Source organism: Streptomyces sp. JLBT605, assembly GCF_058215555.1.
The window spans coordinates 516683-541076 of record NZ_CM177087.1 but is presented as its reverse complement, the minus strand read 5'-3'; the positions used below and the strand labels follow the sequence as shown (position 1 = coordinate 541076).

The following is a 24394-nucleotide window of genomic DNA, read 5'->3' as shown; positions in this document are numbered from 1 at the left end:
AAGGGGCCATGCCAACGGAACCACCGCCGTATCCGGCCGCGCTCGGAGAGTGCTCCGGCTATGTCCAGGGCAGCGCGCACACCCGCGTCATCGTGTACGAACCCGGTCCGGCCGGACTGCGCACGACCCAGTGGGTGGCGGAGCACCGGTCGCACCTCATCGACGCCCTCGACCGGTCCGGGGCCGTGCTCGTGCGGCGGGCCATCGACAGTGCGGAGACGCTCGACCAGGTGGCCGCGTGCGTGGGCGGTGAACTGCTCGACTACACCGAGCGATCCACGCCGCGCAGCCGGGTCGGCGGCCACGTCTACACGTCCACCGAATATCCGGCCGCCCAGACGATCGCGCAGCACAACGAGAACGCATACGCCCTCAGTTACCCCCGATGGCTGTTCTTCGCCGCACTGGAGACCGCCACGTCCGGAGGCGAGACGCCGCTGGCCGACAGCCGTGCGCTGGCCCGGCACCTGCCGCGGGAGCTGGTGGACCGCTTCCGGGACAAGGGCGTCCGCTACTCCCGCAGCTATCGCGAGGGTATGGGCCTGACCTGGCAGGAGGCATTCCAGACCGACGATCCGCGGGAGGTGGAGCGGTACTGCGGGGCGCACGGCATCGACCTCGAATGGACCGCGGACGGACTGCGCACCCAGCAGCACGGACCGGCCCTGGTCGCGGACCCGCGCAGCGGAGAGGAGTCCTGGTTCAACCAGGCCCACCTCTTCCATTCCTCCAACCTTCCGCCCGATGTCCGCGAAACACTCGCCGAGTTGTACGCGGAGGAGGACATGCCGCGCGCTGCCCACTACGGGGACGGCACGACGATCCCGGACGAGGATATGGAGCTGATCCGGGCGGCGTACGATGCGTGTTCCTTCGCTTTTCCCTGGGAGCGCGGCGACTTGCTGCTCGTCAACAATCTCCTCGTATCGCACGGCCGGCGCCCCTACACCGGAAGCCGCCGGACACTGGTGGCGATGGCGGAAAAGGTCTCGACACGTCGTACGGGCCCGGGGGCCTACGTTTTCGACCTGTGATCTCTCGCGCTTTGACAGACAGGGTTGCGATATGTGTACAACTTCTCATGACCACATCACCAGCTGATCCGGCGGGCAGCCAGTCGGTGACCGTAAAGCCTCCGCTCCGCAAGATGCACAATTTCCGGAACCTCTGGCTGTCCCGGGTGCTTTCCGTATCAGGCTCGGCCGTCACGCTCGTGGCGATGCCGGTACTGGTTTATCAGGAGACGAAATCTCCCTTTCTCGTTTCCCTGGTTGCCGCGGGCGAGGCTCTTCCCTACGTTTTCTTCGGGCTGATTGCCGGAGCCATCGCCGACCGTGTGCACCGCCGCCGTCTCATGGTCGCCGCCGACCTGCTCAACTGCGCCTGCATCGGCAGCGTGCCCCTCGCCGCCGCCCTGGGCGCGCTGACGCCCGCCCATATCCTCACGGCCGCGTTCCTGTCGTCCACGCTGTATATCTTCTTCGACGCCGCCGGCTATGGACTGATTCCGGCAGCCGTGGGCCGCGACCGGCTCTCCGAGGCCAACAGCGCGCTGTGGGGCGGCGAAACGGCCGTGCGGATCGCGGGCACGGCGATGGCCGGCACCCTGATCGCGGTCACCAGCGCCTCCGGCGCGCTCGCCCTGGACGCACTGTCCTTTCTCGCCTCGGCGCTGCTGATCCGAGGCATCACCTACACGCCGGCCCACCTGGGCGACGCCACGGGGGACCGGCCCGGCCTGGTGGCGTCCATATCCGAGGGGCTGCGCTTCCTGTGGGGGCACCCCGTGCTGCGGACCATGACCCTCGCCGGCAGCCTGCAGTCCTTCGCGGGCGGCGCCTTCATCGGCCAGTTGGTCATCTTCGCCGACCGTGAGCTCGGCATCGGCGCGTCGGACGCCCGGATCGGTCTGCTGTTCACGTCGTGGAGCGCCGGCGGCATCCTGGGATCGCTGCTGCTGCCACGGCTGCGGCGCCGGGTCAGCGCCCTGCGGATCATGCTGGTCGCGCTGCCGGCGAGTACGGTGCTCGGCCTCGCGGCCGTGCTGGCCACCGACTGGCGCGTCGCGCTGGTCGCGATCACCGCATGGGGCTCGACCTATCTGATGGTCATCGTCAACACCATGACCTACGCCCAGGAAGTCACCCCCGAGGAACTCCAGGGCCGGGTGAACACGACCCGGCGGATGCTCTCGTCGGGCCTCGGGGTCCCGCTGGGAGCGCTGGTCGCGAGTTCGGTGACGGTCGCCGTCGATGTGCGTGCGGGGCTGCTCCTGGCGGTGGCCGCGATTGCCCTGGCTTCCCTGATCGTTTGGGGCGCATATCCCTGGACGCGTGCCGCGAACAGGGAAACGGTGGCCTGACTCCGACGGCCCGCCGGCAGCGAAAGCCGGTCCATTTCACGAAGGGAGCAAAGGCACGATGGAGGCATGGCACAACGGCGGGATCGCCGTGAGCCAGGTGAACCCGCTGCGCCGACTGCGCCTGCACGCGGGATATCAGTGGCGCAACAGCGGCAACCCGATCCTCACCGGCCTGCGCACGCGGTGGGAGAGCCGCGACGGCGCCGAGTTTCCCGCGGTGGTCTCCCGCATGGGAGGCATGTCCGTCGCCTACGCCGGACTCCCTGAAGGGCTGCGATACACCCTGGAGTTCACAGAGCTGCAGCGGGAGAACTGGGGCGGCCCGGCGACGGAACGGGCCGGCGGAACAGTGCGCGGGCACCAATTGGCCGACCCGGCGCGACTACCGGACGCGGACATCGTGATCGTCGGCACCAGTGCGGCCAAGGCGAGGCAACTGCCCTCCGCCGCTTCCCTGGTCTTCCCCATGCGGTTCCACTTCGTGGTGGACATCGACGACGACGCCGAGTCCCTCCACAAACGCATCTCGAAACGGGAACGCGCGCAGTATCTGCGCAACCAGCGCCTGGCGCAATGGACGTGGGAAACGGAGGACGACCCGGAACTGTTCGACTTCTTCTACGACCGCATCTACCGGCCGACCATGTGGCAGAGCCACGGTGACCGAGAGCGGGTCGAAGAGAAGGAGGCGTCCTATGAATGCCTCTTCCGAACCGGCCGGCTGTTCTTCCTCTGCCAGGGCGGCGAGCGCATCGGCGGAGCGCTCTGCCACTGGAACGCGTCGGCCGAGGTCATGACGCTCAGGCTCTTCGGCGTGCTGGACGGCGAGAAGAAGCACTACGAGAGCGGTGCCCTCGGCGCGATCTTCCACTTCCTCATCATGTGGTCGGCGGAGAACGGCGTGCGGCGCCTGGACTTCGGCGGCACGGAACCCTTTCTCAGCAAGGGAACCTTCCAGTGGAAACGCCGATTCGGCACCCGCATCGTGCTGCCCCCGAACCACTTCGGAGAAAAGCGGCTCTGGCTCCAGGTGAAGCGTGACTCCCCGGCCGTACGCGACTTCCTGGTGGCCAACCCGATTCTCGCCGAGGCCGATGACGGGTCCATGGAGGCGGTCTACTTCCGCGACCAGGACCGCCCCGCCCGAGTGGAACTGTCGGCGAAGTCGCCGGACGGGTACCGCGTACGCCATGTCGAGCTGGACGAGTTCCTGCGCTGAGGGCCGTCCCGGACGGCGTGTGCCGAGAGCGCGAATCCGTTCGCAGAGAAGGTGAACCTTGAGCAATCCATTCGAGGACGAGAACGGCGCATGCACGGTCCTGGTGAATCGGGAAGGGCAGCACTCGCTGTTTCCCGAATTCGCCAGTGTGCCGACGGGCTGGCAACCGGCCTTCGCCGGACCCCGTCAAGCGTGCATCGACTACATCAACGAGAACTGGACCGATACGCGACCGCAGAGCCTGGTCCGGCCCTGATGGCAGAGGAAGAGTCCGTGACGTCGTCATACCGCCATGTGACATTCGGAGACATCCGGGTGTCGTATACCCCCGAACTCGACGGCGGCGGAAGGGAGTTCGGGCAGGCCTACGTGCCGTTCGTGGAAAAGCACCTCGGCCCGGTCGACCGGCTCCTGGAGTGGTGCGCCGGCCCGGGGTTCATCGGCTTCTCCCTGCTCGCCGCCGGGCTGTGCCAATCCCTCGACCTGGCGGACATCAACGAGCACACCGAACCGGTCGTCCGGGACACGGTGCTGGCGAACGGCCTGGACGGGCGGGCAGCCGCCCACGTATCGGACTGTTTCGCGCAGATTCCGCCAGAGCTGAGCTGGGACCTGATCATCGGGAACCCGCCGCACGTCAACTCGGAGGACGCGCAGACCGACTACCGGCGCCGGCACTCCCCGCTGATCTGGCAGGACAGCGACTGGGCCATCCACCGGCGCTTCTACCGGCAGGTGCGCGACCGCTTGCGCCCCGGCGGCAACGTCATCCTCCAGGAGAACCACCGGTTCTCCTCCCCGGAGGACTTCACCGTCCTCGCCGGGGAGGCCGGGCTCGACCACGTCGGCGTCTTCGACTGCGGCCCGGGCCTTCAGGACTACTACTTCCTGTGGTCCAGGCTGCCCGCCGCCGGCACCGGATCATGAACGCCGCGCGGAGGCCCCCCATGGCACACCCGCCCGGGGCCCATCGCCCAGGGACAGCAGGAGGGACAGTGGCAGAGCAGAGCACCACCACCGCCGTCAGTACGGTCCACGACACCCATGAGGCGCTGGTCCGGCACGCCTTCGGACCGTACTTCGCCACCCCGTGCGGCATCCTCGCGCCGCTCCTGGACCGGCTGGAGGCCGAACCCGACTACCACGTCGTGACCCGCGAGGACAACGCCATCGGCCAAGCAGCGGGAGCCGCACTCGCCGGCGCGGCGCCGGTGGTACTCATGCAGAACTCCGGGTTCGGACAGTCCGTCAACGCCCTCGCGTCGCTGGTCGTCCCGTACGAGATCCCGATGCTCCTGATCGTCAGCCTGCGCGGTGTCGACCCGGACCCCACGCCGGAGAACCTCGGCATGGGCCGGATCACCGCGAACGTCCTGGACGCACTCGGCATCCCGCACCGCGTCCTGGACCCCGGAAACGTCGCGGAACGGGTCGACTGGGCCCGCCAGGTCCTCCATGAACACCGCTCCGCGGCAGCCCTGTTGGTACGCCCGGACACCTTTGGATGGAAGGCGTGACCGCGTGAACAAGACCGAGGCCATCGCGACCGTCCTCGACACCGCCCGGACCGCTCCGACCGTCTTCACCACCGGCTACGCCGCCCGGATCGGCGCATCCATCGTCGACCGTCCCGGACACTTCTACATGACCGGCTCCATGGGCCTGGCACTGCCCATCGGTGTGGGCGTCGCCCTCACGGCCAAGGCCGCCACCGTCGTCGTCGACGGCGACGGGAGCGTCCTGATGAACCCGGCCGGACTGCTCGCAGCCGCACACCACCCCGACCTCCCTCTCGTGCAGATCGTCCTGGACGACGGCCGGTACGCCTCCACCGGCGGGCAACGCACCGGCGCGGACGGCGTCGACCTGGAGGCCATGGCACGCGGTGCCGGATTCCCGACGGTGGCGACGGTGCGGGACACCACGGAGCTGAGGAAGCACCTGGAGGCACATCTCGCCGACTGCCGGAGCCCGGCCTTCCTGCGCTGCGTCCTCAGCGCGCCCGACCTCCCGCCGCCGCCCCGCATCGCCGCCCCCCTCGGCCGGCACGCGCGCCGGTTCGGCGCGTACACCGTCGCCGCGGCCGACCGCGGGCGATCCCCCATGTCGAGTTGAGACGAGGAACCCATGCGCACGGCATCTTCCAACGGCTTCCCCCACGACCTGGAACTCGACTACACAGAGATGTACGTGAGCGACCTCGACGTCGCCGCGGCCGAATGGACCGAGCGCTACGCCTTCACCACAGTGGCCACGGCGGGCTCGGCGGAGCTGGGATTCCGCAGCGCGCAGCTGCGCCAGGGAAACATCTCCCTGGTGCTGACCGAGGGCACGGCGCCCGGCCATCCGGCCGCCGTCTACGTCGACGCGCACGGCGACGGAGTCGCGGACATCGCGCTGCGCTGCGCCGACGTCCGCACCGCCTTCGCGGCCGCCGTCCGGCGGGGCGCCAGGCCGGTCGCCGAACCCGCGCCGCGCCCGGGGCCGGTCGTGACGGCGACCGTCGCCACCTTCGGCGACGTCGTGCACACCCTCGTGGAGCGCGCCCCGGGCGAGGAGCCGGGCCGGCCCGCGGGATTCCGGCCCCTGCCGGAGACAGCGGAGGCCCGGCGGCCTGCGGCGGACGACCCGGTACTCCTCGACGTCGACCACTTCGCGGTGTGCGTCGGGGTCGGTGAACTCGACCGCACCATCGAGTTCTACGAGCGGGCCCTCGGCTTCCACGAAGCCTTCGAGGAGCACATCGTCGTCGGAAACCAGGCGATGGTCTCCAAAGTCGTACGCAGCGCGGCGGGCGGCGTCACCTTCACGGTGATCGCGCCGGATCCCACCGCCGAGCCGGGCCAGATCGACGAGTTCATCGCGAACCACGCGGGGGCCGGGGTGCAACACGTCGCCTTCCGGACCGACGACGCGGTACGGGCGGTGCGCGCCCTGGGCCGGTCGGGCGTCGACTTCCTGACGACCCCGGGCGCCTACTACGACGCACTGGCGGACCGGATCGCGCCCCGGGGACACGCCGAGGCCGAGCTCCGGGAGCTCGGGCTCCTGGTGGACGAGGACCACGCCGGCCAGCTGTTCCAGATCTTCACCCGGTCCGAACACCCCCGGCGGACGCTGTTCTTCGAGGTGATCGAACGGATCGGCGCCCGCACCTTCGGCAGCTCGAACATCAAGGCCCTGTACGAGGCCGTCGAAGTGGAGCGCCTGCGCGAGCACAGCGGGGCGCGGCGATGACGGGTGCCGCCGCGCACGCCGGCCCACCCGTGCCCGCGGACGAGGTGCGCGAACGGTGGCAGGACGCGGTGTGCCTGGACGACGTCGAACGTATCGCGGCGGCGGTACTGCCCGCGGCGGTACGCGACTTCGTCGCCGGGGGCAGCGGCGCCGAGCTGACCCTCGCGGCCAACCGCGCCGCGCTGGACCGCGTCCACCTACTGCCCCGCGTGCTGCGGGATGTCTCCCGGTGCCGGAGCTCGACCACCCTCCTGGGCAAGGCGGTGTCGATGCCGGTGGTGGTCGCCCCCATGGGCTACCACCGGCTGGTCCACCCCGACGGGGAGATCGCCGCGGCGAAGGCCGCCGCACAGGCGGGCATTCCCTTCGCCGCGGCCATGCTGAGCAGCCGGCCGGTGGAGCAGATCGCCGGCATCGGCGCCGAGACCTGGTTCCAGCTCTACTGGCTGCGCGACGGCGAGGAGTCCCTTCGACTGGTCCGCCGGGCGGAAGAAGCGGGCTGCACGGCGATCGTGCTCACGGTCGACGTGCCGTGGATGGGGCGCCGACTGCGCGATATGCGCAACCAGTTCGCCCTGCCCGCGGACGTCACCGCGGCGAACCTCTCCGAGCCCGCCGGAACCGCCGCGCACCGCACCGGCTCCGGCGGCTCGGCGCTGGCGGCGCACACGAGGGAGGCGTTCTCGCCGGCCGTGAGCTGGGCCGAACTGGAGCGGCTGCGGGCGTTCACCCGGCTGCCCCTGGTCGTCAAGGGGGTGCTCGACCCGGCCGACGCCCGGCGTGCCGAGGAGTGCGGTGCCGATGCCGTGGTGGTCTCCAACCACGGCGGGCGGCAGCTCGACGGCGCCGTGCCCAGCATCGACGCGCTGCACCCTGTGCGCCGGTCGGTCGGCCCCGGCTGCCAGGTGCTGTTCGACAGCGGGATCCGCTCGGGCCTCGACATCCTGAAGGCCCTCGCCCTGGGCGCGGACGGTGTGCTCGTCGGCCGCCCGGTGCTCTGGGGCCTGGCGGCCGGCGGCGCGGCCGGTGCGGAGCACGTCCTGCGCTTGCTCGCCACCGAACTGCACACTGCACTGGGGCTGGCAGGCTGTGCCTCCGTCGCCGACGCGGCACGGTTGGGCACCGTCGGCACCCCGGCGCGGCCCCGGCAGACCTCCCCCGAACACGAGGAAGACGATCACCGATGACCGCAACACCGCCATCCGGAATCGGACACCTACAGCTCGACCTCGCGGACCTGCACGCGGGACTGCGGGACCCGGCCATGGAGTCCATGAACTTCCTCAACGAGGTCGCGGGACGGTACCCCGACGCGATCTCGTTCGCCCCCGGCCGGCCGTACGAGGAGTTCTTCGAAGTCGAGCAGATCCACGGCCACCTGCGCCGCTACGAGCGTTATCTGACGGACGAGCGGAAGCAGTCGCCCGACCAGGTGCGGCGAACGCTGTTCCAGTACGGCCGGACCAAGGGCATCGTGCACGAGGTCGTGGCCCACTACCTGGAGGTGGACGAGGGCATCAGCACGGACCCGGAGGCACTCGTCATCACCGTGGGCTGCCAGGAGGCGATGTACCTGGTGCTGCGAGCGCTGCGCGCCGACGACAGGGACGCCGTCCTGGCCGTCGCTCCGGCGTACGTGGGACTCGCGGGTGCCGCACGCCTGGTGGACATGGAGGTGCTGCCCGTCGCCTCGGGACCGCAAGGGGTGGACCTCGAGGACCTGACGACCACACTGCACCGCGCCCGGCGCGAAGGGCTGCGGCCCAGGGCCTGCTACGTGGTTCCGGACTTCTCGAACCCGACCGGCGTCAGCCTGGACCTCCCGACCCGGCGCGCCCTCCTCGAACTCGCGGGCCGGGAAAACCTGCTGCTTCTGGAGGACAATCCCTACGGAGTGTTCAACGCCACCGCCGAGCGCCTGCCGACCCTGAAGGCCCTGGACACCACAGGGCAGGTGGTCTACCTCGGATCCTTCGCGAAGACCGGCTTTCCCGGAGCCAGGGTGGGCTTCGCCGTCGCCGACCAGCTCGTCCGGACCGCCGACGGACGGACCGGGCTCTTCGCCGACGAGCTCTCGAAGCTCAAGAGCATGGTGACCGTGAACACCTCGCCCCTCTCCCAGGCAGTGATCGCGGGCAAGCTGCTGGAACACGGATACAGCCTGGAGAAGGCCAACCAGCGCGAGATCGAGGTGTACCGGAGCAACCTCCGCCTCATGCTCGACGGCCTGACCAGGCGCTTCCCTCCGGGCAGCGAACCCCGGGTCGGCTGGAACACCCCCGGCGGAGGGTTCTTCCTGGTCGTCACCGTGCCGTTCCGAGCCGACGACGCCCTCCTCGAGCACTCCGCCAGAGAGCACGGCGTGCTCTGGACACCCATGCGCCACTTCTACGAGGGCGAGTCGGCCGCCACGCAGATCCGGCTCTCCTACAGCCTGCTCACACCGGAACGGATCGAACTGGGGCTTGACCGGCTGGCGGCCCTGATCCGGGAACAGCACGACTGACCACGAGTCGGTCGATCCCGCCTGCAGACCCATGCCGCGGTACGCCTGGTCCCGCCCCGCCGGCCGACGACGATGCGTTCCGCGTCACACGGCTTTGCCGTCGTGGCACTTCGCCGGCTGGGCTCATGTCCCCAGGGTCAGCAGGGCCGCGAAGGCCGGTCCGAAGGCGCCGCCCAGTTGGTAGGCGAGGTTGAAGAGGCCGATGGTGGTGGGGCGGTCGGAGGCGGGAGCGGCCTGGGCGGCCTGCACCGCGAGGACTCCGTTGCCGGCCGTGGTGGCGAAGACCGCGAGGGAGGCGGCGAGGAGGAGCAGCGGGGCCCAGGGCGTGAGGAGGGTGGTGAGGGGTGCCAGGGCGCCGAGGACGAGGAGGATCGTGATGACCCGGGAGCGGTTCATCCGGGCGGACGCGGCCGCGAGGAGCCAGGAGAGCAGGGAGCCGACGAGGAGGGCGGCCATCTGACCCGTGCCAATGGCCGGGGTCGACCAGTCGGTGCGGTCGCGAAGCAACTGGGGGATCGTGAACAGCAGGGTGAAGTACGAGGTCGACAGGGCCATCGCGAGCAGGGCGGACACCGCGAACACCGGGCTGCGGAGCACCGCGAGGGGCGCGAAGCCGTGCGGGACCGCGCGTACGTGGAGGCCCAGGAGGACCGCTCCCAGGAGCGCGGCGGGCAGGGCCGCCAGCGGGTAGCGCGGCAGGAACACCAGCGCCGTCGCGGTCAGGACGAGGAGCAGGGCGCCGCGGGCGTCGAAGGGTGTTCGCGTCGTGGGGGCCGTGGTGTCCGCCCGGCGCAGTACCGCGGGGACGGCCGGCAGCGCGAGCACGGACACGGAGAGCGAGAGGCGCCAGGAGACGGTCTCGGCGAGGAGCGAGCCGAGCAGCGGGCCGACCGCGCCCAGGACTCCGAAGCCGGCCGTGATGACGCCCATCCGTCGGGCCGAGCCGGCCAGGCTCATCGCCACGGTCACCAGGCCCGCGCCGCCCACGGCCTGGGCCGCACGGCCGCCCATCACGAGCGGCAGCCAGGGCGAGAAGGCCACCAGCACCGTGCCCGCCACGACGGCCGCGGCGCTTGTGCGCAGGGCGGTGCGCAGGCCACGGCGGCGCAGCACGTTCGCCATCAGCGGGGTGCCGACGGCCATCGCCCAGGCGAAGGCGGTGACGATCCAGGTGACCGTGGCGGTACGGACGTTCAGCGCGGCCGCCATCTCCGGGAGGATCAGCACCGGGCTGTTGGCGCTCAGGGCGATCGGCGTGGCCAGCAGTGCGAGCCACAGGACCGGAGGCGGAGACGCTGCTGGGGGAGTGGGCGTCGTAGCGGCCTTCGTACGGGTGAGCAAGGACATGGCGGTCTCCATCGGCAGGCGGAGCAGGAGCAGAGGCAGGAGCAGGAGGCGGGGAGAGAGGTTCAGACGGTGGTGACGACGTCCTCGTAGGCGAGGCGCGGGGAGCGCGGGTACCACAACGAGGCTCATGGCGTGTCGCTCCAGTCCTTCAGCGTTAACAATCTCAACGTTGAGATAACAGCACGACTGTCATCTCAACGTCAAGTGTCTTAACATTGAGATTGTGTTCGCTGGGATGAACAGGAAGGGGTCATGATGAGCGATGCCGTGGACGCGATCGTCGGGCAGTGGGAGAAGGAGCGCCCCGACCTGATCCCCTACCTGTGGCCGGTCCACGCACTGGCCCGGATTCAGCGACTCGCGCGCGTGGTCGAGAAGAGCTGCAAGACGACGGCCGCCCAGCACGGCTTGGACTACGGCGAGTTCGACGTGCTCACCACGCTCAAGCGCTCCGGCCCGCCGTACCAGCTGACCGCCGGTGCCTTCCTCAAGGCCGCCATGGTGACTTCCGGCGCCATCACCAACCGCATCGACAAGATGGAGGCGAAAGGGCTGGTCGAGCGGGTCAGGGAGGGCGGTGACCGCCGGATCGTGTACATCCGCCTCACCGAGCACGGCGCCGGCATCATCGACTCCGCGATGGCCGACCACCTGCGCAACTACGAGCGGCTGCTGGCCGACGTCGACCGCGACACGGTCGCGCGGGCCGCAGACGCGCTGCGCGAAATCAGTGAGGCCCTCGGGGACACGTCGATCACCTGACCCCAGCGCGGCCATGCGTGCCTCTTGCGCGGCATCCAGAGCGGCTTCCCCCGCCGGGCCGCAGCAGCTGCGCGAGGCCGCCCGGGCCCAGGGCGGTAGACAGCGCCGCCCGTCCATACCTCGGGCTCTCGCCTCACGTCCTTTTCGCCTTCTCCTGTGGCGCATGTATAAACTCCCCCTTTCGTGTTATCGCCTTATCGAACAAAGGTCGGCGAACACTCCCGGCGGACCGTCGCAAAGCGTTACGTCAATCTGAATTCCCGCGTGGATCCTCCCCTCTGGCGTCGCACAACAGTGCGGCCGAAAAGTCAGAGCGATTCAGGCTGATGGGGGTTGGGTACGAACGAGGCCGGAAGCAGCGCGAAAGAGAGAATGGAATTGAATGGCCGGTACACCGTTATCGTCCGAGTCTCATCAGTCCGGAGGCCGGTCGCCCCTGTTGGTGCCGGAGCGTCTCCCCGCACACGTTGCCTTGATCGTCGACGGCAACGGCCGGTGGGCCACTCGTCGCGGACTGGCCCGCAACGCCGGGCATGCCGCCGCCGTGCCGCGCTTGCTCGACACCATCGACGGTGCTGTGGAGGCGGGGATCCGGTACCTGTCGTTCTATCTGTTCTCCACCGAGAACTGGCGACGCGAGCCGGAGGAAGTCGCAAGGACTCTGGAGATCATCGGTGATTTCGTCACCGACCATCGTGCTGCGCTGCACGCCAAGGGCATACGTGCGCTGTGGTGCGGCCGACGCGACCGGGTACCTGTCGCGCTGGGCCGTACCCTCGCCGAGTTCGAAGAGCTCACCCGAGGCAACCAGACTCTGGACCTGGTCTTCTGTGTCGACTACGGCGCCCGCGACGAACTGCTGAGGGCGGCCGCCGAGCTGGCCAGGGACGCCGCCGACGGACGGCTGAGCCCTGACCGCATCGATGTCGCGTCGCTGACCAGCCGGCTGTACCAACCCGGTGTACCCGATGTGGACCTGCTCATCCGTACCTCGGGCGAGCACCGGATCAGTAACTTCCTGCTATGGCAGTGCGCTTATGCGGAGCTGTACTTCACCGACGTTCTCTTCCCGGACTTCGACCGCTTCGCCCTCTGGCAGGCGGTGGCCGACTATGCCGGGCGGGAACGCCGGTTCGGAAGCGCAGGGGCGGCCTGAATGAAGCTCGTGCCGCCCGCCTCGTACCGGGCCGTGCTGGATCGTGCCGGAGTTCACGAGCCTTGGGTGCGGAACACGTATCGGGATATCGCCCGCGAGGTTCGCCGACTCGAGCCCCCCTACTACGCGGCCACTCGACTCCTCGCACCATCCCGGCTGCAGCCGCACATCCTGTGCGTGTACGCCTTCGCTCACGCCACGGACACCGCTGCCGACAGTGGGCCGGTCGCCTGGCGCCCGCACCGCTTCCGTGCGTGGGAGGCCACCGTACGGGCAGCTCTCGCCGACCGTCGTGCGGACGATCCCCGGCTGGCCGCGCTGCTGCACACCCTGGATCGGACCGGGCTGCCCGACGCGTGGGTGGGCAACTTCATCGACGGCATGGCCGGCGACCTCGGCTACCGTGACTTCGGCTCGGAGGCCGGCTTCCAGGCTTACGTGGACCGCGTCTCGCATCCCCTGATGCTCCTGCTCAGCGGAGTCCACCCCGGATGCCGCACGCCGGAGGTGGTCCGCGCCCTGCGCGACGCGGCCGAGGCGGCGCAGCGCATCGACTGCCTCAGCGACCTCGCCGATGACCTGCGGGCCGGGCTGCCCTGCCTGCCGCACACCGGCCGACAGCTGCACGAACAGATCGAGCTCGCCGGTGCGGCCCTCGACCGGGCCCGTGACATCCTGCCGCTCCTGCCACCGGAGTTCGCCCCTGTCATGACGGCGTTCCTCGACGTGCACCAGATCCAGCTGCGGGCAGTCGGACGAGCCGGACGCCACCTGACGCGGAACACCATCCGTACCCCCCTGATGCCCTCGCTCAGAGTCCTCCTCAGCGCCCGGCGACAGCACATGGAAGGCATCCCGTCATGACCGCACCCCTGCCGACCTCCCAGCCCGACGTCCCCATCGACTGGACGGGTTTCCCCGGCCCCGGGTCGGTGACCTGGAACCTGCTGGGCCAGTGGCGGATGGCACTGGTGATGCCCCGCCTGCTGGTGCTGCAAGCGGCTCACCCCGTGGTCGGTGCCGGCCTGGCGAAGCACTCCACCTATCGCACCCATCCCTGGCGACGCGTCGATCACACCCTGATCAGCCTTCAGCGATTCGTCTACGCCCCGCCCGAGCAGCGGCACAAGGAGGTGCAGCGGATCCTGCGCGCCCACCGGCGCATCAAGGGCACCGATGAGCGGGGCCGCGCCTACACCGCCGAGCAGCCGGAGGTGCGGGCCTGGGTGCTCGGCACCGTCTTCGAGGCGATGAGCAGCATGGAGCGGTTCGCCGGCAGGCCGCTCAAGGCTGCCTACGAGGCGAGGCTGTACGACGAGTGGCGTGCCACTCTGGGCGCCTTCGGTCTCGACCACGACCTGCTGCCGCCCGATCTCGACGGCTTCTGGGACTACTTCGAGCGGATGCAGCGTGATGTGCTGGAGGACAACACTGAGGTCCGTTTCCTGATGCGGGACATGTACAGAGGTGCCGCGACACCGTCACTGCTGGACTGGTGCCCGCCTCTGTGGGCACTGATGCGCTCCTCAGCGGCGATGCTGATGCCCGGCGCGGTGGCCGCACAACTGCCGCGGACCTACCGGGAGCGGCTCCATCTGCACGTGGGTCAGGCCGACCGCACGCTGGTGCGCACCGTGCACCACACCGCGCGCACCGCGATGGAACCGTTGCCCGTGCGCGGCAGGTACATGCCGATCGCCGCTGCCGCGATGACGGGCCAGGCCCTGGACGAGACGGACGAGGGCCGCCCCGGCGGCTTCAAACTTCCCGGCGCTGGTTTACTGGCCCGGCCCTTGGGGCTGGTCAAAGCGGTGGCTTCCGCAGCCGTCCGCGGGCCGGACCGCGACTCCAGGGCGGACCGGCTGGGCCGTTTCTTCTCCCAGGTGCTCGATCAAACCGGTGACGGCAGGATCGACGCCCACGACCTCCAAGCGATGGCCCGTGCCGTTTGTTGGCCGCTGGAACTCTCGCCGGAGCAGGAAGACAGGGTGTACGCCGGATTCACCGCGTGGTGGGAGCACATGCGCTCCACCATGGATACCGACGGTGACGCAAGAATCAGCAAGAACGAGTGGATTACGGCAACCCTCCGAAACTGCGACGCAGATCCCGGATATGTGCGCGACGGCGTGCACCACGCTGTGCGCGCCATGTTCGAGGCAGTGGATACCGACGGCAGCGGGGTGATCGAGCGGCATGAATACCGCACGGTGTTCGCGGGCGGCCGTATCGACCCAGGTGACCTCGACCGCGGCTTCGACGAACTCGACGTCGACAAAGACGGCACGATCAGCCTGCCCGAACTCCTGGACGGCTTCACCGCCTTCTTCATGGCCCGGAAATCAAGCGTGGCCGGAACCCAGTTGCTGGGACGGGCCTGAGGTCATCCAGGTCATTACCGGCGAAGTAATGGAGGAGCGAACTCGGTGATCGAGCCATTCCCCGCGTCGGTCAACTGCCGCGTTTTACGATGTGTCACGACAATTGGTTGTACCGCGTTCTCGCGGGGCATGGTCGGGGTGTGAGAAATAATATGCCTGCTGGGCCCGAGTAATGGACGCGGTTCGGGGCGTTGCCGTGGTCCGGCTGGCCAGACTGCTTGCGCACGACGTGCTCACGGCCCAGGAGAATGCCGATACGGCTGAGGGAAGAGCGGATGCGCACCGCTCCCGGGCGCGGCGGATCCGCGAAGCGATGGAGGGGCTGGGGCCTTTTTACATCAAGGTCGGACAGGTACTGGCCACCCGACCGGATCTGGTCTCCGGCGCCTTGGTGACGGAACTGGAACGGCTGCAAGGCACGGTGAAGGTCGCGCCGTTCGCCGTTTTCGAGCCGGTCCTCGAGGAGGAACTGGGGCGCAACTGGCGGCAGCTGTTCCGCGAGGTCGACACCGGTCGGCCCTGCGGGTCCGCATCGCTGGCCCAGGTGTATCCCGTGGTGCTGCACGATGGCAGCCATGCGGTGCTCAAGGTGCAGCGGCCCGAGGCCGGGGGCCGGATGCAGGCGGACATGGCGGCGCTGAGCCGAGCGGCCCGGATGACGGGGCGGGCGGTTCCCCGGCTCGCAGAGGTGCTGGACCTCGACGCGGTCCTGCAAGGGATCTTTGACTGTATGCGTCCGGAGCTGGACTTCACCGCTGAGGCCGCTCACATGGAGGCCGGCCGCCGGGCGGCCCGGGGCTTTGAATACCTTACGGTGCCTGCGGTACGGCAGGCCGGGCGGCGGGTGCTGATCCAGAGCGTTGCGCCCGGACGGGCACTCAGCGCCGGGGCGGCGGCCGACCTGCGCGAGGAGCAGCGTGAGCGGGTGGGCGCCGAACTGCTCAGGTACATGTACCGGGGATACTTCGTCGAGCACTTCTTCCACGCCGATCCGCATCCGGGAAATGTCTTTCTCCACCCCGAGACAGGGGCGACCTTGATCGACTGGGGGATGGCCGGGCGCGTCGACCGGCATACCGGGACGCTGGGAGCGCTCGCGTTCACCAGCATTGCCCAGAACGACGCGCGCGGGCTGGCCGCTGCCTGGCTTGAGCTCGGCCGGTCGACCCCGCGCACGGACATGCCGGGCTTCCGGGACGATCTGACGCGCCTGGTGCCGCAGTTGGCCACGAGCCGGCTCGACGACATGAACTTCGGCTCGGCCCTGTCCACGATTCTGCGTTGCGCCGCCCGGCGCGGGATCCGTACCAGCCCCATGATCGGCATGTTGGGCAAGTCCATGGCCAACGTCGAGGGCACCGTGCGCGGCATGGCCCCGAACCTGTCAGCCACGGAAGTCTTCCGTGAGGCGCTGATGGATGTCATGGGTGAGCTCGCGCGCAAGCACCTGTCACAAGATCAGGTGGCACGGCGAGGGCTGGAGCTGCTGGCGGTCGGTGACAGCGCCATGGACCAGGCGCGCGCTGTTCTGCGTGTTCTTGCCGGGCAGGAGGGCGCAGTGCGTGGGGGATTATTGCCCGGTCACGGTATCGGTGGTGAAGGGCGCGGCCCTCTGGCACGCTACGGCAGTGCCGCAGCAGGGTGGGCGCTTGCCGCGTGGGCGGTGCACCGGGTGACGCGCCATGTCCCGCGATGATGAAGGCTGTCTCGTAGGGGCTCAACGACCGGGCACTCGCAGTTACATGATCCGCCGGACAGACCCTGGTGGCGGTGCCCGAGTGTCAACTACCGGCCAATCGCGGTGACCGGTGAGCCACGAGTGCGGGCCGAGGAAACGGCTTTGCGCCCCGTGTGATCAGCGTGGAAGCTGGCTCGCCGGAGGTACTGAAGATGACCGACATCGTGTTGAAGCTGTCAGCCCGTGACTTGGTGCATGCGGACCTTGCATCGTGCGGGTGGGCAGGGTCTGACCACCACCTGGCCGGCGTCGCCAAGCAGTTGGAACGTGCGCGGATCGGTGAGGTCGACTACCTTGCGGTCTGCCCCGCAACCAACATTCCTGTGGCGAAGGGTGGCGTCGACTACCAGGTCAAGGGCGGTGTCGGCACTTTGTGGCAGCTGGCGGTCCACCCCGCATTGCAGTCGTGCGGGATCGGCACGTTCCTTGTCGAAGCTGCAGAACTGCGAATCAGGAGCCGCGGTCTGCGGCAGGCCGAGCTGGCGGTGGAGGAGAACAACCCCCGGGCACGGGCACTATACGAACGACTGGGATATGTCGCGTACGACCGTCAGCCGGACTCGTGGGATGAGCAAGCCCCTGATGGATCGTTGCGCCGCTACGAAACGATCTGCACGTTGATGCGGAAGGAACTCGCGTAGGCTCAGCGACCCTCCGGGATCTGCCGGCGAACGCGTCGCGGCAGGTCATGTAGTCATCGGCTCCGGGTGTCGTCCCCCAAGATCGTGGGGCACGTCCGCCCGGATCGACGGCGTGCAACGATAACCACCATGTCAGGTCAGGTCTGGGTTTCACTCATATCGTTGGGCGGCGTTGCGCTCGGCGGCATGCTGTCCTACCTCGTTCAGTACAGGACCCATCTGTCAGCGGAACGCGGTGAACAACAACGGCAGCGGAACGCCCTGGCGGAGGCGCGGCGCGCGGAACGGCTGGCGCTACTGGAGCGGTTCGTGGAGCTGGGGGCCGAGGCCGAACGCTCCGCGTTCAGCCGGCCTTCCGAGTTCGACGACACCCACCCCTGGTGCCTGAAGACTCAGGACGTCATGAACAGGCTCTGGGTCGCCGAGCGACTCATCCGCATTCAGTTCCCCCTGCCCGTGCATGACGCGGCGCGTGCGTACTTCCTCGACCTCAACCGAACAGTATGGGAAGGCTTGCCCGACGGCGAGAGCGTACGGGACTACCTGGAGGAGAACCGGCTGGCGTTCCTCGACGCGGCCCGATCGGTCATGGGGTAGCCCACCTCCTGAACGTAAGGGATGCGGCCGGGTACATCGGCATCTCGGTTACCGAGTAGCCGTCGTACGCGCGCCCAACGAGAACGTGTCCGCCCTCGTCCAACATCGCGGCGTCCACGCCGGCCAGGGGCGAGTTCGTGAAACCCTCCAAGCCTCACGAGGCCATGGCCTCCATGTCGCCACGGTGAGATTCTCAGGGCTTCTTTGGGTGCCGGTGCGCGCGGGCGGTCGCCGCGCCCCGGCTGTCGATCAGTCGCAGGTCACCTTGTCCCGCGGGGTGTAGTGCGTGCTGAATGTCTCGCGCTTCACCTCCACGCCGTCGTTGGTGAAGACGCGATCGACCTTGGTGTCGAAGCCCTCCAGAGGCTCCTGCACCTCGCACGTCTCGCCGGTGCCCTTGCGCTCCTTCGGCGGCGTGATGTTGGTTCGGGGGCCGGCGTGCGCCGTCACCGAGTCGTACTTCTTCGTGCCGAGGAAGCTCACCGTCACCGACGAGTCCGTCGAACTGGCCTTGATGTAGATCGGCTTGCCGGAGTCATTGCGGAACTTCAGGTCGAGCGTGCCCCAGGCGACGGTCGCCTCCCGTCCCGCCGGGTAGCGCTCGATGTAGAAGGAGTGGGCGCCGTGCTCCAGGGGCTCGACCCCGGCGAAGAAGAGGGCGTTGTAGACGGTGGTGGCGACCGCCGACACACCGCCGCCCGGGGCCTTCCGGTACTGGCCGTCCATGATCATCGTGCCGTCGACGAAGCCGTTGGCCTCGGTGCGCTCACCGACCGTGCGGTTGAAGCTCCACACCTCGCCCGGCTGGACCACCGAGCCGTTGATCAGCTCGACCGCCCGACCGATGTTGGTCGTGCGGTACGGCGTGGTCGGGAAGTTCACCGTGAACGTCGACATCTGCTCGGTGATCCCGAGCCGGGCGAGCGTCTGCGCCGTCAGCTTCGGTTGGGTCACCGTGGCGGCGACCGGGCCGGTACGGGCCGCCGCGCCCTTCTTGGTCAGCAGTGGCTCCACGGCCCGGCCGAGGGCCTCGGCCGACACCTGACGGCCGGGTCGGCCGTCCCGCTCCACGACGAGCCTGCCGTCCCGCACCCTGGTGCGAGCATCGACGGGCGCGCCGGTGAACGTGTCGAGCGGATGGGAAATCGCCGGGTCGCGCATCAGTGCCCGGGCGTCGAGGGACGGGGTGAGTCGGCCGCCGTCTGCCTTCACGGTCAGGTGGTCGCCCAGGGTGGCCGCCGGGATCTGGAGCCGTTTGTCGTCCGAGGTGAGCGTGACCGGGCCCGACATGGCGGGCTTCGCGAACTCGTTCACGAAGCGGGAGAGCTCGGCCCCCCGCACATGCGGCTGTGTCACGGAGACCGGAAGCGCCACAGGCGCGCCATCGCCGGCCGCGGGGTAGGCGGTGCGCAACGCCTCGACGGCCTTGTCCGTGTCCAGTATCTGCCCGTCGCGAGGCTGCGTCACGACCGCCTTCCCGTCCTTGAAGGCGACGGCGCCCTCGCGGACCCGGCGGTCGTGCTCCTTCGCGGCCGCCGCGACGGCCGCGTGTGCCTTGGTCCTGTCGAAGGAGACGACGGGCTCGATGTCGCGGGCACCGGAGGAGAAGAGCCGGCCGATCGCGGCGAACGGACCGCGGGACGGGTCGGCCGCCCGATCCGCGGTGGCCTGGACATCGACCGTCAGCCCGGCCGAGGCGGGGTCGACAGTGGTCGTCGCGTCACCGACGGTGACCCGCATCGGGTCTTTCCAGGCGGCGGGGGCCGCGGAGGCGAGCCGGGCGGCGGCCTCGGCACGGCTCAGGCCGCCGATGTCGATCCCGTTGACCCGGGTACCCGCCGAGATGTCGTCCCCGGTGGTGACGAGACCCGCTACGTACAGTCCGCCGGCGACGGCCGCGACCGCGCCGGTCGCGATCGCCGCCTTGCGTATGTGACCGCGGTACCCGGTCGGGCTCGCGGCGGCGTGGTCGGTCGTGGAGCGGCGGCGCACACACCCTCCCGGTGTGGTGAGAAGTCAGGGGTAGCCCTACGACCGTAGGCCGAACAGGGGCGGAAGATCCAGATAATCCGTTTTGTTCGGGCGGTGACCCTTCTCTCATGCCCGCATTCCGGGCATATCGTGCAACCCTTTGCGCCCGCCCCGTCACCTTGCGCTGGCTGCGGCGCCCTGCCACAGTGCCGCAGCCTCCCGGTGGTCTCCTCAAGCAGGTGGAGCAGGTGGAGCAGGTGGAGCAGGTGGAGCAGGTGGAGCAGGTGGAGCAGGTGGAGCAGGTGACGTTGGTGCGGCGGCTCGGCCACTCCTCGCCGGTGGTCACGCTCGGTTACTATGCTCACTTCATGCCGGAGGCCGGCAGGAAGGGGCGCACCACCACTGACGGGCTGCTCGGGGGGAAGGGGGCTCGGCGTGCCTGTCGAAACTCCCCCGGATTCTCCCCGGGGCTGATCGCGGGTGGTTCGCCCGGTTGGACCGGTTTGAAGGTGGCCATGGATTGCAGGGCAAAAGAGTCGCGGAGCCTGGGTAAATGCTGACAGAAGTCGTCGCCACCCGGTATGTCACGCCCTTGCGGGAGGGCGGATCGCTGCCGGGGATCGTCGAAGCCGACGATCTCGGTACGTATGTCATGAAGTTCACCGGCGCCGGGCAGGGGCGTAAGACCCTGGTCGCCGAGGTCATCTGCGGGCAGCTCGGCCGGCGGCTGGGGCTGCGCGTGCCGGGCCTGGTGCGGATGCGGCTCGACCCGGTGATCGGCCGGGCCGAACCGGACCAGGAGGTCCAGGGGCTGCTGAAGGCCAGCGGTGGGCTGAACCTCGGGATGGACTACCTCCCCGGCTCCCTCGGCTTCGACCCGCTGGCCTTCGAGGTCGGCTCCGCCGAGGCCGGCCGGGTGGTGTGGTTCGACGCGCTGATCAACAACGTCGACCGGTCCTGGCGCAATCCCAACCTGCTGGTCTGGCATGGCCGGCTGTGGCTCATCGACCACGGCGCGACGATGATCTGGCACCACAGCTGGCGTGGCGCCCAGGCCGCGGCCGCCAAGCCGTACGACGCCTCCGACCATGTGCTCGCCTCCTTCGACCCCGACGTCGCGGCGGCCGCCGCCGAGCTGGCTCCGAAGATCACCGAGGAGCTGCTGACCGAGGTGGTGGCCGACGTGCCGGACGAGTGGCTGGCCGACGAGCCGGGCTTCGAGGGCCCCGACGCGGTGCGCCGCGTCTACGTCGAGGTGCTGCTGGAGCGGGCAGCGGTGATCGGCGACCGGATCCGTATCGGTGAGCGCACCGAGGACAAGACAGCGCAGGCACCGGACTGGGTCGCCGCCCGGCTGCACCGGAAGGCAGTGACATGAGTGAACAGCACAGCGGACAGCCGGCCCGCCGCGAGGTCTTCGAGTACGCGCTGCTGCGTGTCGTCCCGCGCGTCGAGCGCGGCGAGCAGATCAACGCCGGTGTGGTCCTCTACTGCCAGGCCGCGTCCTTCGTGGCGGCCCGGACCCACCTGGACGAGGAGCGGCTGCGCGCCCTGGACCCCGCCGCGGACCTGGACGGGGTCAAGGCCGCGCTGCACGCCGTCGAAGGTGTCTGCCGGGGCGGCGCGCAGGCCGGGCAGGCCGCCGGGGACGACGCCGGGCGGCGTTTCCGCTGGCTGGTGGCGCCGCGCAGCACGGTCGTCCAGCCCGGCCCGGTGCACACCGGCCTGACCCGCGACCCGGAGGCGGAGGTCGAGCGGCTGCTGGAGCTGCTGGTCCGCTGACCGGATCGCGCTCCCCGGCAGGCCGGGGCGCGGCGTTGACATGCGGTGGTGGGGCTTCTAGCGTCTCGTCTGCTGAAGCGACTAAGCGGTTGCTCACCGGCTGGGGTCTCCGGCTCGGGCGGTGAGCCGCTACCGAGGCGAGGAGAACCCGCATGTCCACCACCGAGCAGCGCGTTGCCATCGTGACGGGCGCGGCCCGCGGCATCGGCGCGGCCACCGCTGCGCGACTGGCCGCAGAGGGCCGCGCCGTCGCCGTACTCGACCTCGACGAGGCGGCCTGCGCGGACACCGTGGCGAAGATCACCGAGGCCGGCGGCCGGGCGCTGGCGGTCGGCGCAGACGTCTCGGACTCCGAGCAGGTGGCCGCCGCGGTCGCGCGGGTCGCGCAGGAGCTCGGCGCGCCGACGATCCTGGTCAACAACGCCGGTGTGCTCCGCGACAACCTGCTGTTCAAGATGAGCGAGAGCGACTGGGACACGGTCATGAACGTCCATCTGCGCGGCGCGTTCCTGATGTCCCGGGCCTGCCAGAAGCACATGGTGGACGCCGGATTCGGCCGGATCGTCAACCTCTCCAGCAGCTCCGCGCTCGGCAACCGGGGCCAGGCGAACTACTCGGCCGTCAAGGCGGGCCTCCAGGGCTTCACCAAGACCCTCGCCATCGAGCTCGGCAAGTTCGGCGTCACCGCCAACGCGGTCGCCCCCGGCTTCATCGCCACCGACATGACCGCGGCCACCGCGGCCCGCGTCGGCATGGAGTTCGAGGACTTCAAGGCCGCCGCGGCCACCCAGATCCCGGTCCAGCGCGTCGGCGAGCCCGACGACATCGCCAACGCCATCGCCTTCTTCACCGGCGACGCCGCAGGATTCGTCTCCGGCCAGGTCCTGTACGTGGCCGGCGGCCCGCTCAACTGAACAGGGGACCAGAGCACATGACCGCACAGGTACCGGACTCCGGCAAGGTCGCCCTCATCACCGGGGCGAGCCGGGGCATCGGATATGGCGTCGCCGAGGCCCTGGTGGCCCGCGGTGACCGGGTCTGCATCACCGGCCGCAACGAGGACGCCCTCAAGGAGGCCGTCGAGCGGCTCGGCACGGACCGGGCCATCGGGGTGCCGGGCAAGGCGCACGACGAGGCGCACCAGGCGGCCGCCGTCGAGCGCGCCATGGAGGCGTTCGGCCGCATCGATTTCCTGATCAACAACGCCGGCACCAACCCGGTCTTCGGACCGCTGGCGGAACTCGACCTCGGTGTGGCCCGCAAGGTGTTCGAGATCAACGTCGTCTCCGCGCTCGGCTTCGCCCAGCGGACGTGGGCGGCCTGGCAGAAGGAGAACGGCGGCGCGATCGTGAACATCGCGTCCATCGCCGGACTCGCCCCGTCGCCGTTCATCGGCGCCTATGGGGTCAGCAAGGCCGCGATGATCAACCTGACCGCGCAGCTGGCACACGAGTTCGCCCCGCTGGTGCGGGTCAACGCCATCGCCCCCGCGGTGGTGAAGACCAAGTTCGCGCAGGCGCTGTACGAGAACCGCGAGGAGGAGGCGGCCGCGGCCTACCCGCTGGGCCGTCTGGGCGTGCCCGAGGACATCGGCGGCGCGGCCGCCTTCCTCACCTCCGACCAGTCCGGCTGGATCACCGGCCAGACCCTGGTGGTGGACGGCGGCATCTTCCTCAACGCCGGCGTCGGGGCCTGAGACCCGGGGCGGGCCGTGGTGCCGGACACCCCCGGCGGCACCACGGCCCCACCCCCGGCTCCCACCCCCCGGCTCCCACCTCCCGGGCACGGCCTCCCGGGCACGGTCCGCCCCCGGCCGTGCGTTGTCAGTGGTCGCCGGTACGTTCTTCCCGTTACGCAGACACGCACCGGAGGAACACCCACGTGACCGACACACTGCCCGAGTCCTGGCAGGCCGTCCTCGGCGAGGAACTGGACAAGCCCTACTTCAAGGAGCTCACCGAGTTCGTCGAGGAGGAGCGGGCGAACGGCCCGGTCTACCCCCCGCGCGACCAGGTGTTCGCGGCCCTGGAAGCCACGCCGTACGACCAGGTCAAGGTGCTGATCCTGGGCCAGGACCCGTACCACGGCGAGGGCCAGGGCCACGGTCTGTGCTTCTCGGTGCGGCCCGGCGTCAAGACCCCGCCCTCGCTGCGCAACATCTACAAGGAGATGCACGCGGAGCTGGGCCACCCCATCCCGGACAACGGCTATCTGATGCCGTGGGCCCGCCAGGGCGTGCTGCTGCTCAACGCGGTGCTCACGGTGCGCGGCGGCGAGGCCAACTCCCACAAGAACAAGGGGTGGGAGAAGTTCACCGACGCGGTGATCCGGGCCGTGGCCTCCCGCCCGGATCCGGCCGTGTTCGTGCTGTGGGGGAACTACGCGCAGAAGAAGCTGCCGTTGATCGACGAGGCGCGGCACACGGTCGTCAAGGGCGCGCATCCCTCCCCGCTCTCCGCGAAGAAGTTCTTCGGGTCCCGGCCCTTCACCCAGATCGACGCGGCGGTGGCCGCCCAGGGGCACCAGCCGATCGACTGGCGGATCCCGGACCTGGGTGCCTGACGGCGGCTCGCCGTCGCCGGCCGGACCTCGCCCCGGGCGCCGTCACCGGCCGGGCATCACCGGCTCGCCATCACCGGGGCGGCGGAGTGCTGTGGGCCGACCGCCCCGGAGATACGAGCGCCTGACCAGGATT

General features: G+C 69.7%; 25 protein-coding genes. 23 read left to right on the top strand and 2 right to left on the bottom strand.

Going from position 1 to position 24394, the window contains the following annotated elements; translation table 11 throughout:
* The first annotated feature begins 8 nt into the window (after positions 1 to 8).
* The 10 genes from AC4BDD_RS02630 to AC4BDD_RS02585 all read left to right on the top strand — a co-directional run bounded on the left by AC4BDD_RS02630 (position 9) and on the right by AC4BDD_RS02585 (position 9324).
* Positions 9 to 1034: a TauD/TfdA family dioxygenase gene (locus AC4BDD_RS02630; RefSeq protein WP_490689333.1), complete on the top strand. Its 1026-nt coding sequence runs from the start codon at positions 9 to 11 to the stop codon at positions 1032 to 1034.
* 113 nt (positions 1035 to 1147) lie between these two features.
* Positions 1148 to 2362 (top strand): MFS transporter, encoded by a 1215-nt coding sequence (locus tag AC4BDD_RS02625; RefSeq protein ID WP_490689332.1) that lies wholly within the window; start codon positions 1148 to 1150, stop codon positions 2360 to 2362.
* A 58-nt stretch (positions 2363 to 2420) separates the two neighbouring features.
* The gene (locus AC4BDD_RS02620) at positions 2421 to 3581 is read left to right on the top strand and encodes a GNAT family N-acetyltransferase (protein ID WP_490689331.1); all 1161 of its coding nucleotides are present in this window, start codon (positions 2421 to 2423) and stop codon (positions 3579 to 3581) included.
* 58 nt (positions 3582 to 3639) lie between these two features.
* The gene (locus tag AC4BDD_RS02615) at positions 3640 to 3837 is read left to right on the top strand and encodes an MbtH family protein (protein WP_490689330.1); all 198 of its coding nucleotides are present in this window, start codon (positions 3640 to 3642) and stop codon (positions 3835 to 3837) included.
* Between the two features lie 17 nt (positions 3838 to 3854).
* Entirely contained in the window at positions 3855 to 4508 is a 654-nt protein-coding gene (locus AC4BDD_RS02610) for a methyltransferase (RefSeq protein WP_490689329.1), read from the top strand.
* Between the two features lie 68 nt (positions 4509 to 4576).
* Positions 4577 to 5098, top strand: a complete 522-nt coding sequence (locus AC4BDD_RS02605; RefSeq protein ID WP_490689328.1) for a thiamine pyrophosphate-binding protein — start codon at positions 4577 to 4579, stop codon at positions 5096 to 5098.
* A 4-nt stretch (positions 5099 to 5102) separates the two neighbouring features.
* Positions 5103 to 5696, top strand: coding sequence for a thiamine pyrophosphate-dependent enzyme (locus AC4BDD_RS02600; protein WP_490689327.1), 594 nt, complete (start codon positions 5103 to 5105; stop codon positions 5694 to 5696).
* 12 nt (positions 5697 to 5708) lie between these two features.
* Positions 5709 to 6818 carry a 4-hydroxyphenylpyruvate dioxygenase gene (gene hppD, locus AC4BDD_RS02595; RefSeq protein ID WP_490689326.1) on the top strand — a complete coding sequence of 370 codons (1110 nt, stop codon included), beginning with the start codon at positions 5709 to 5711 and terminating at the stop codon, positions 6816 to 6818.
* Entirely contained in the window at positions 6815 to 8005 is a 1191-nt protein-coding gene (locus AC4BDD_RS02590; RefSeq protein WP_490689325.1) for an alpha-hydroxy acid oxidase, read from the top strand. Before hppD ends, AC4BDD_RS02590 begins: the two co-directional genes overlap by 4 nt.
* Positions 8002 to 9324, top strand: coding sequence for an aminotransferase-like domain-containing protein (locus tag AC4BDD_RS02585; protein ID WP_490689324.1), 1323 nt, complete (start codon positions 8002 to 8004; stop codon positions 9322 to 9324). Before AC4BDD_RS02590 ends, AC4BDD_RS02585 begins: the two co-directional genes overlap by 4 nt.
* 123 nt (positions 9325 to 9447) lie before the next feature.
* Here AC4BDD_RS02585 and AC4BDD_RS02580 read toward each other — a convergent pair whose 3' ends face one another.
* On the bottom strand, positions 9448 to 10671 hold the full coding sequence (locus AC4BDD_RS02580) for an MFS transporter (protein WP_490689323.1): 1224 nt from the start codon (positions 10669 to 10671) through the stop codon (positions 9448 to 9450).
* Between the two features lie 252 nt (positions 10672 to 10923).
* Here AC4BDD_RS02580 and AC4BDD_RS02575 point away from each other — a divergent pair, with 252 nt between their 5' ends.
* From AC4BDD_RS02575 to AC4BDD_RS02545, 7 genes are all read left to right on the top strand, one after another.
* Positions 10924 to 11433: a MarR family winged helix-turn-helix transcriptional regulator gene (locus AC4BDD_RS02575; protein ID WP_490689322.1), complete on the top strand. Its 510-nt coding sequence runs from the start codon at positions 10924 to 10926 to the stop codon at positions 11431 to 11433.
* A 472-nt stretch (positions 11434 to 11905) separates the two neighbouring features.
* Entirely contained in the window at positions 11906 to 12589 is a 684-nt protein-coding gene (gene uppS / locus AC4BDD_RS02570) for a polyprenyl diphosphate synthase (RefSeq protein WP_490689321.1), read from the top strand.
* Between the two features lie 177 nt (positions 12590 to 12766).
* On the top strand, positions 12767 to 13453 hold the full coding sequence (locus AC4BDD_RS02565; RefSeq protein ID WP_490689320.1) for a squalene/phytoene synthase family protein: 687 nt from the start codon (positions 12767 to 12769) through the stop codon (positions 13451 to 13453).
* Positions 13450 to 14970 (top strand): oxygenase MpaB family protein, encoded by a 1521-nt coding sequence (locus tag AC4BDD_RS02560; protein ID WP_490689319.1) that lies wholly within the window; start codon positions 13450 to 13452, stop codon positions 14968 to 14970. The genes AC4BDD_RS02565 and AC4BDD_RS02560 overlap by 4 nt, the downstream gene beginning before the upstream one ends.
* A gap of 196 nt (positions 14971 to 15166) precedes the next feature.
* Entirely contained in the window at positions 15167 to 16666 is a 1500-nt protein-coding gene (locus AC4BDD_RS02555) for an ABC1 kinase family protein (RefSeq protein WP_490689318.1), read from the top strand.
* Positions 16667 to 16860: 194 nt separating this feature from the next.
* Entirely contained in the window at positions 16861 to 17349 is a 489-nt protein-coding gene (locus AC4BDD_RS02550; RefSeq protein WP_490689317.1) for a GNAT family N-acetyltransferase, read from the top strand.
* Positions 17350 to 17478: 129 nt separating this feature from the next.
* On the top strand, positions 17479 to 17946 hold the full coding sequence (locus tag AC4BDD_RS02545) for a hypothetical protein (RefSeq protein ID WP_490689316.1): 468 nt from the start codon (positions 17479 to 17481) through the stop codon (positions 17944 to 17946).
* Between the two features lie 249 nt (positions 17947 to 18195).
* Here the strand turns inward: AC4BDD_RS02545 and AC4BDD_RS02540 are convergent, their stop codons facing one another.
* Complete coding sequence (locus AC4BDD_RS02540; RefSeq protein WP_490689315.1) at positions 18196 to 19938, bottom strand: VanW family protein; 1743 nt, start codon at positions 19936 to 19938, stop codon at positions 18196 to 18198.
* Between the two features lie 218 nt (positions 19939 to 20156).
* On the opposite strand from AC4BDD_RS02540, the gene AC4BDD_RS02535 reads away from it, so the two are divergent.
* The 6 genes from AC4BDD_RS02535 to ung all read left to right on the top strand — a co-directional run bounded on the left by AC4BDD_RS02535 (position 20157) and on the right by ung (position 24261).
* Positions 20157 to 20477: a hypothetical protein gene (locus AC4BDD_RS02535; RefSeq protein WP_490689314.1), complete on the top strand. Its 321-nt coding sequence runs from the start codon at positions 20157 to 20159 to the stop codon at positions 20475 to 20477.
* Positions 20471 to 21295: a HipA family kinase gene (locus tag AC4BDD_RS02530; protein WP_490689313.1), complete on the top strand. Its 825-nt coding sequence runs from the start codon at positions 20471 to 20473 to the stop codon at positions 21293 to 21295. Before AC4BDD_RS02535 ends, AC4BDD_RS02530 begins: the two co-directional genes overlap by 7 nt.
* On the top strand, positions 21292 to 21699 hold the full coding sequence (locus tag AC4BDD_RS02525) for a DUF3037 domain-containing protein (protein WP_490689312.1): 408 nt from the start codon (positions 21292 to 21294) through the stop codon (positions 21697 to 21699). Before AC4BDD_RS02530 ends, AC4BDD_RS02525 begins: the two co-directional genes overlap by 4 nt.
* Positions 21700 to 21851: 152 nt before the next feature.
* On the top strand, positions 21852 to 22613 hold the full coding sequence (gene fabG, locus AC4BDD_RS02520) for a 3-oxoacyl-ACP reductase FabG (RefSeq protein ID WP_490689311.1): 762 nt from the start codon (positions 21852 to 21854) through the stop codon (positions 22611 to 22613).
* A gap of 17 nt (positions 22614 to 22630) precedes the next feature.
* The gene (locus AC4BDD_RS02515; protein ID WP_490689310.1) at positions 22631 to 23395 is read left to right on the top strand and encodes an SDR family oxidoreductase; all 765 of its coding nucleotides are present in this window, start codon (positions 22631 to 22633) and stop codon (positions 23393 to 23395) included.
* Between the two features lie 185 nt (positions 23396 to 23580).
* Positions 23581 to 24261, top strand: a complete 681-nt coding sequence (ung, locus tag AC4BDD_RS02510; RefSeq protein WP_490689309.1) for a uracil-DNA glycosylase — start codon at positions 23581 to 23583, stop codon at positions 24259 to 24261.
* Positions 24262 to 24394: the final 133 nt, after the last annotated feature.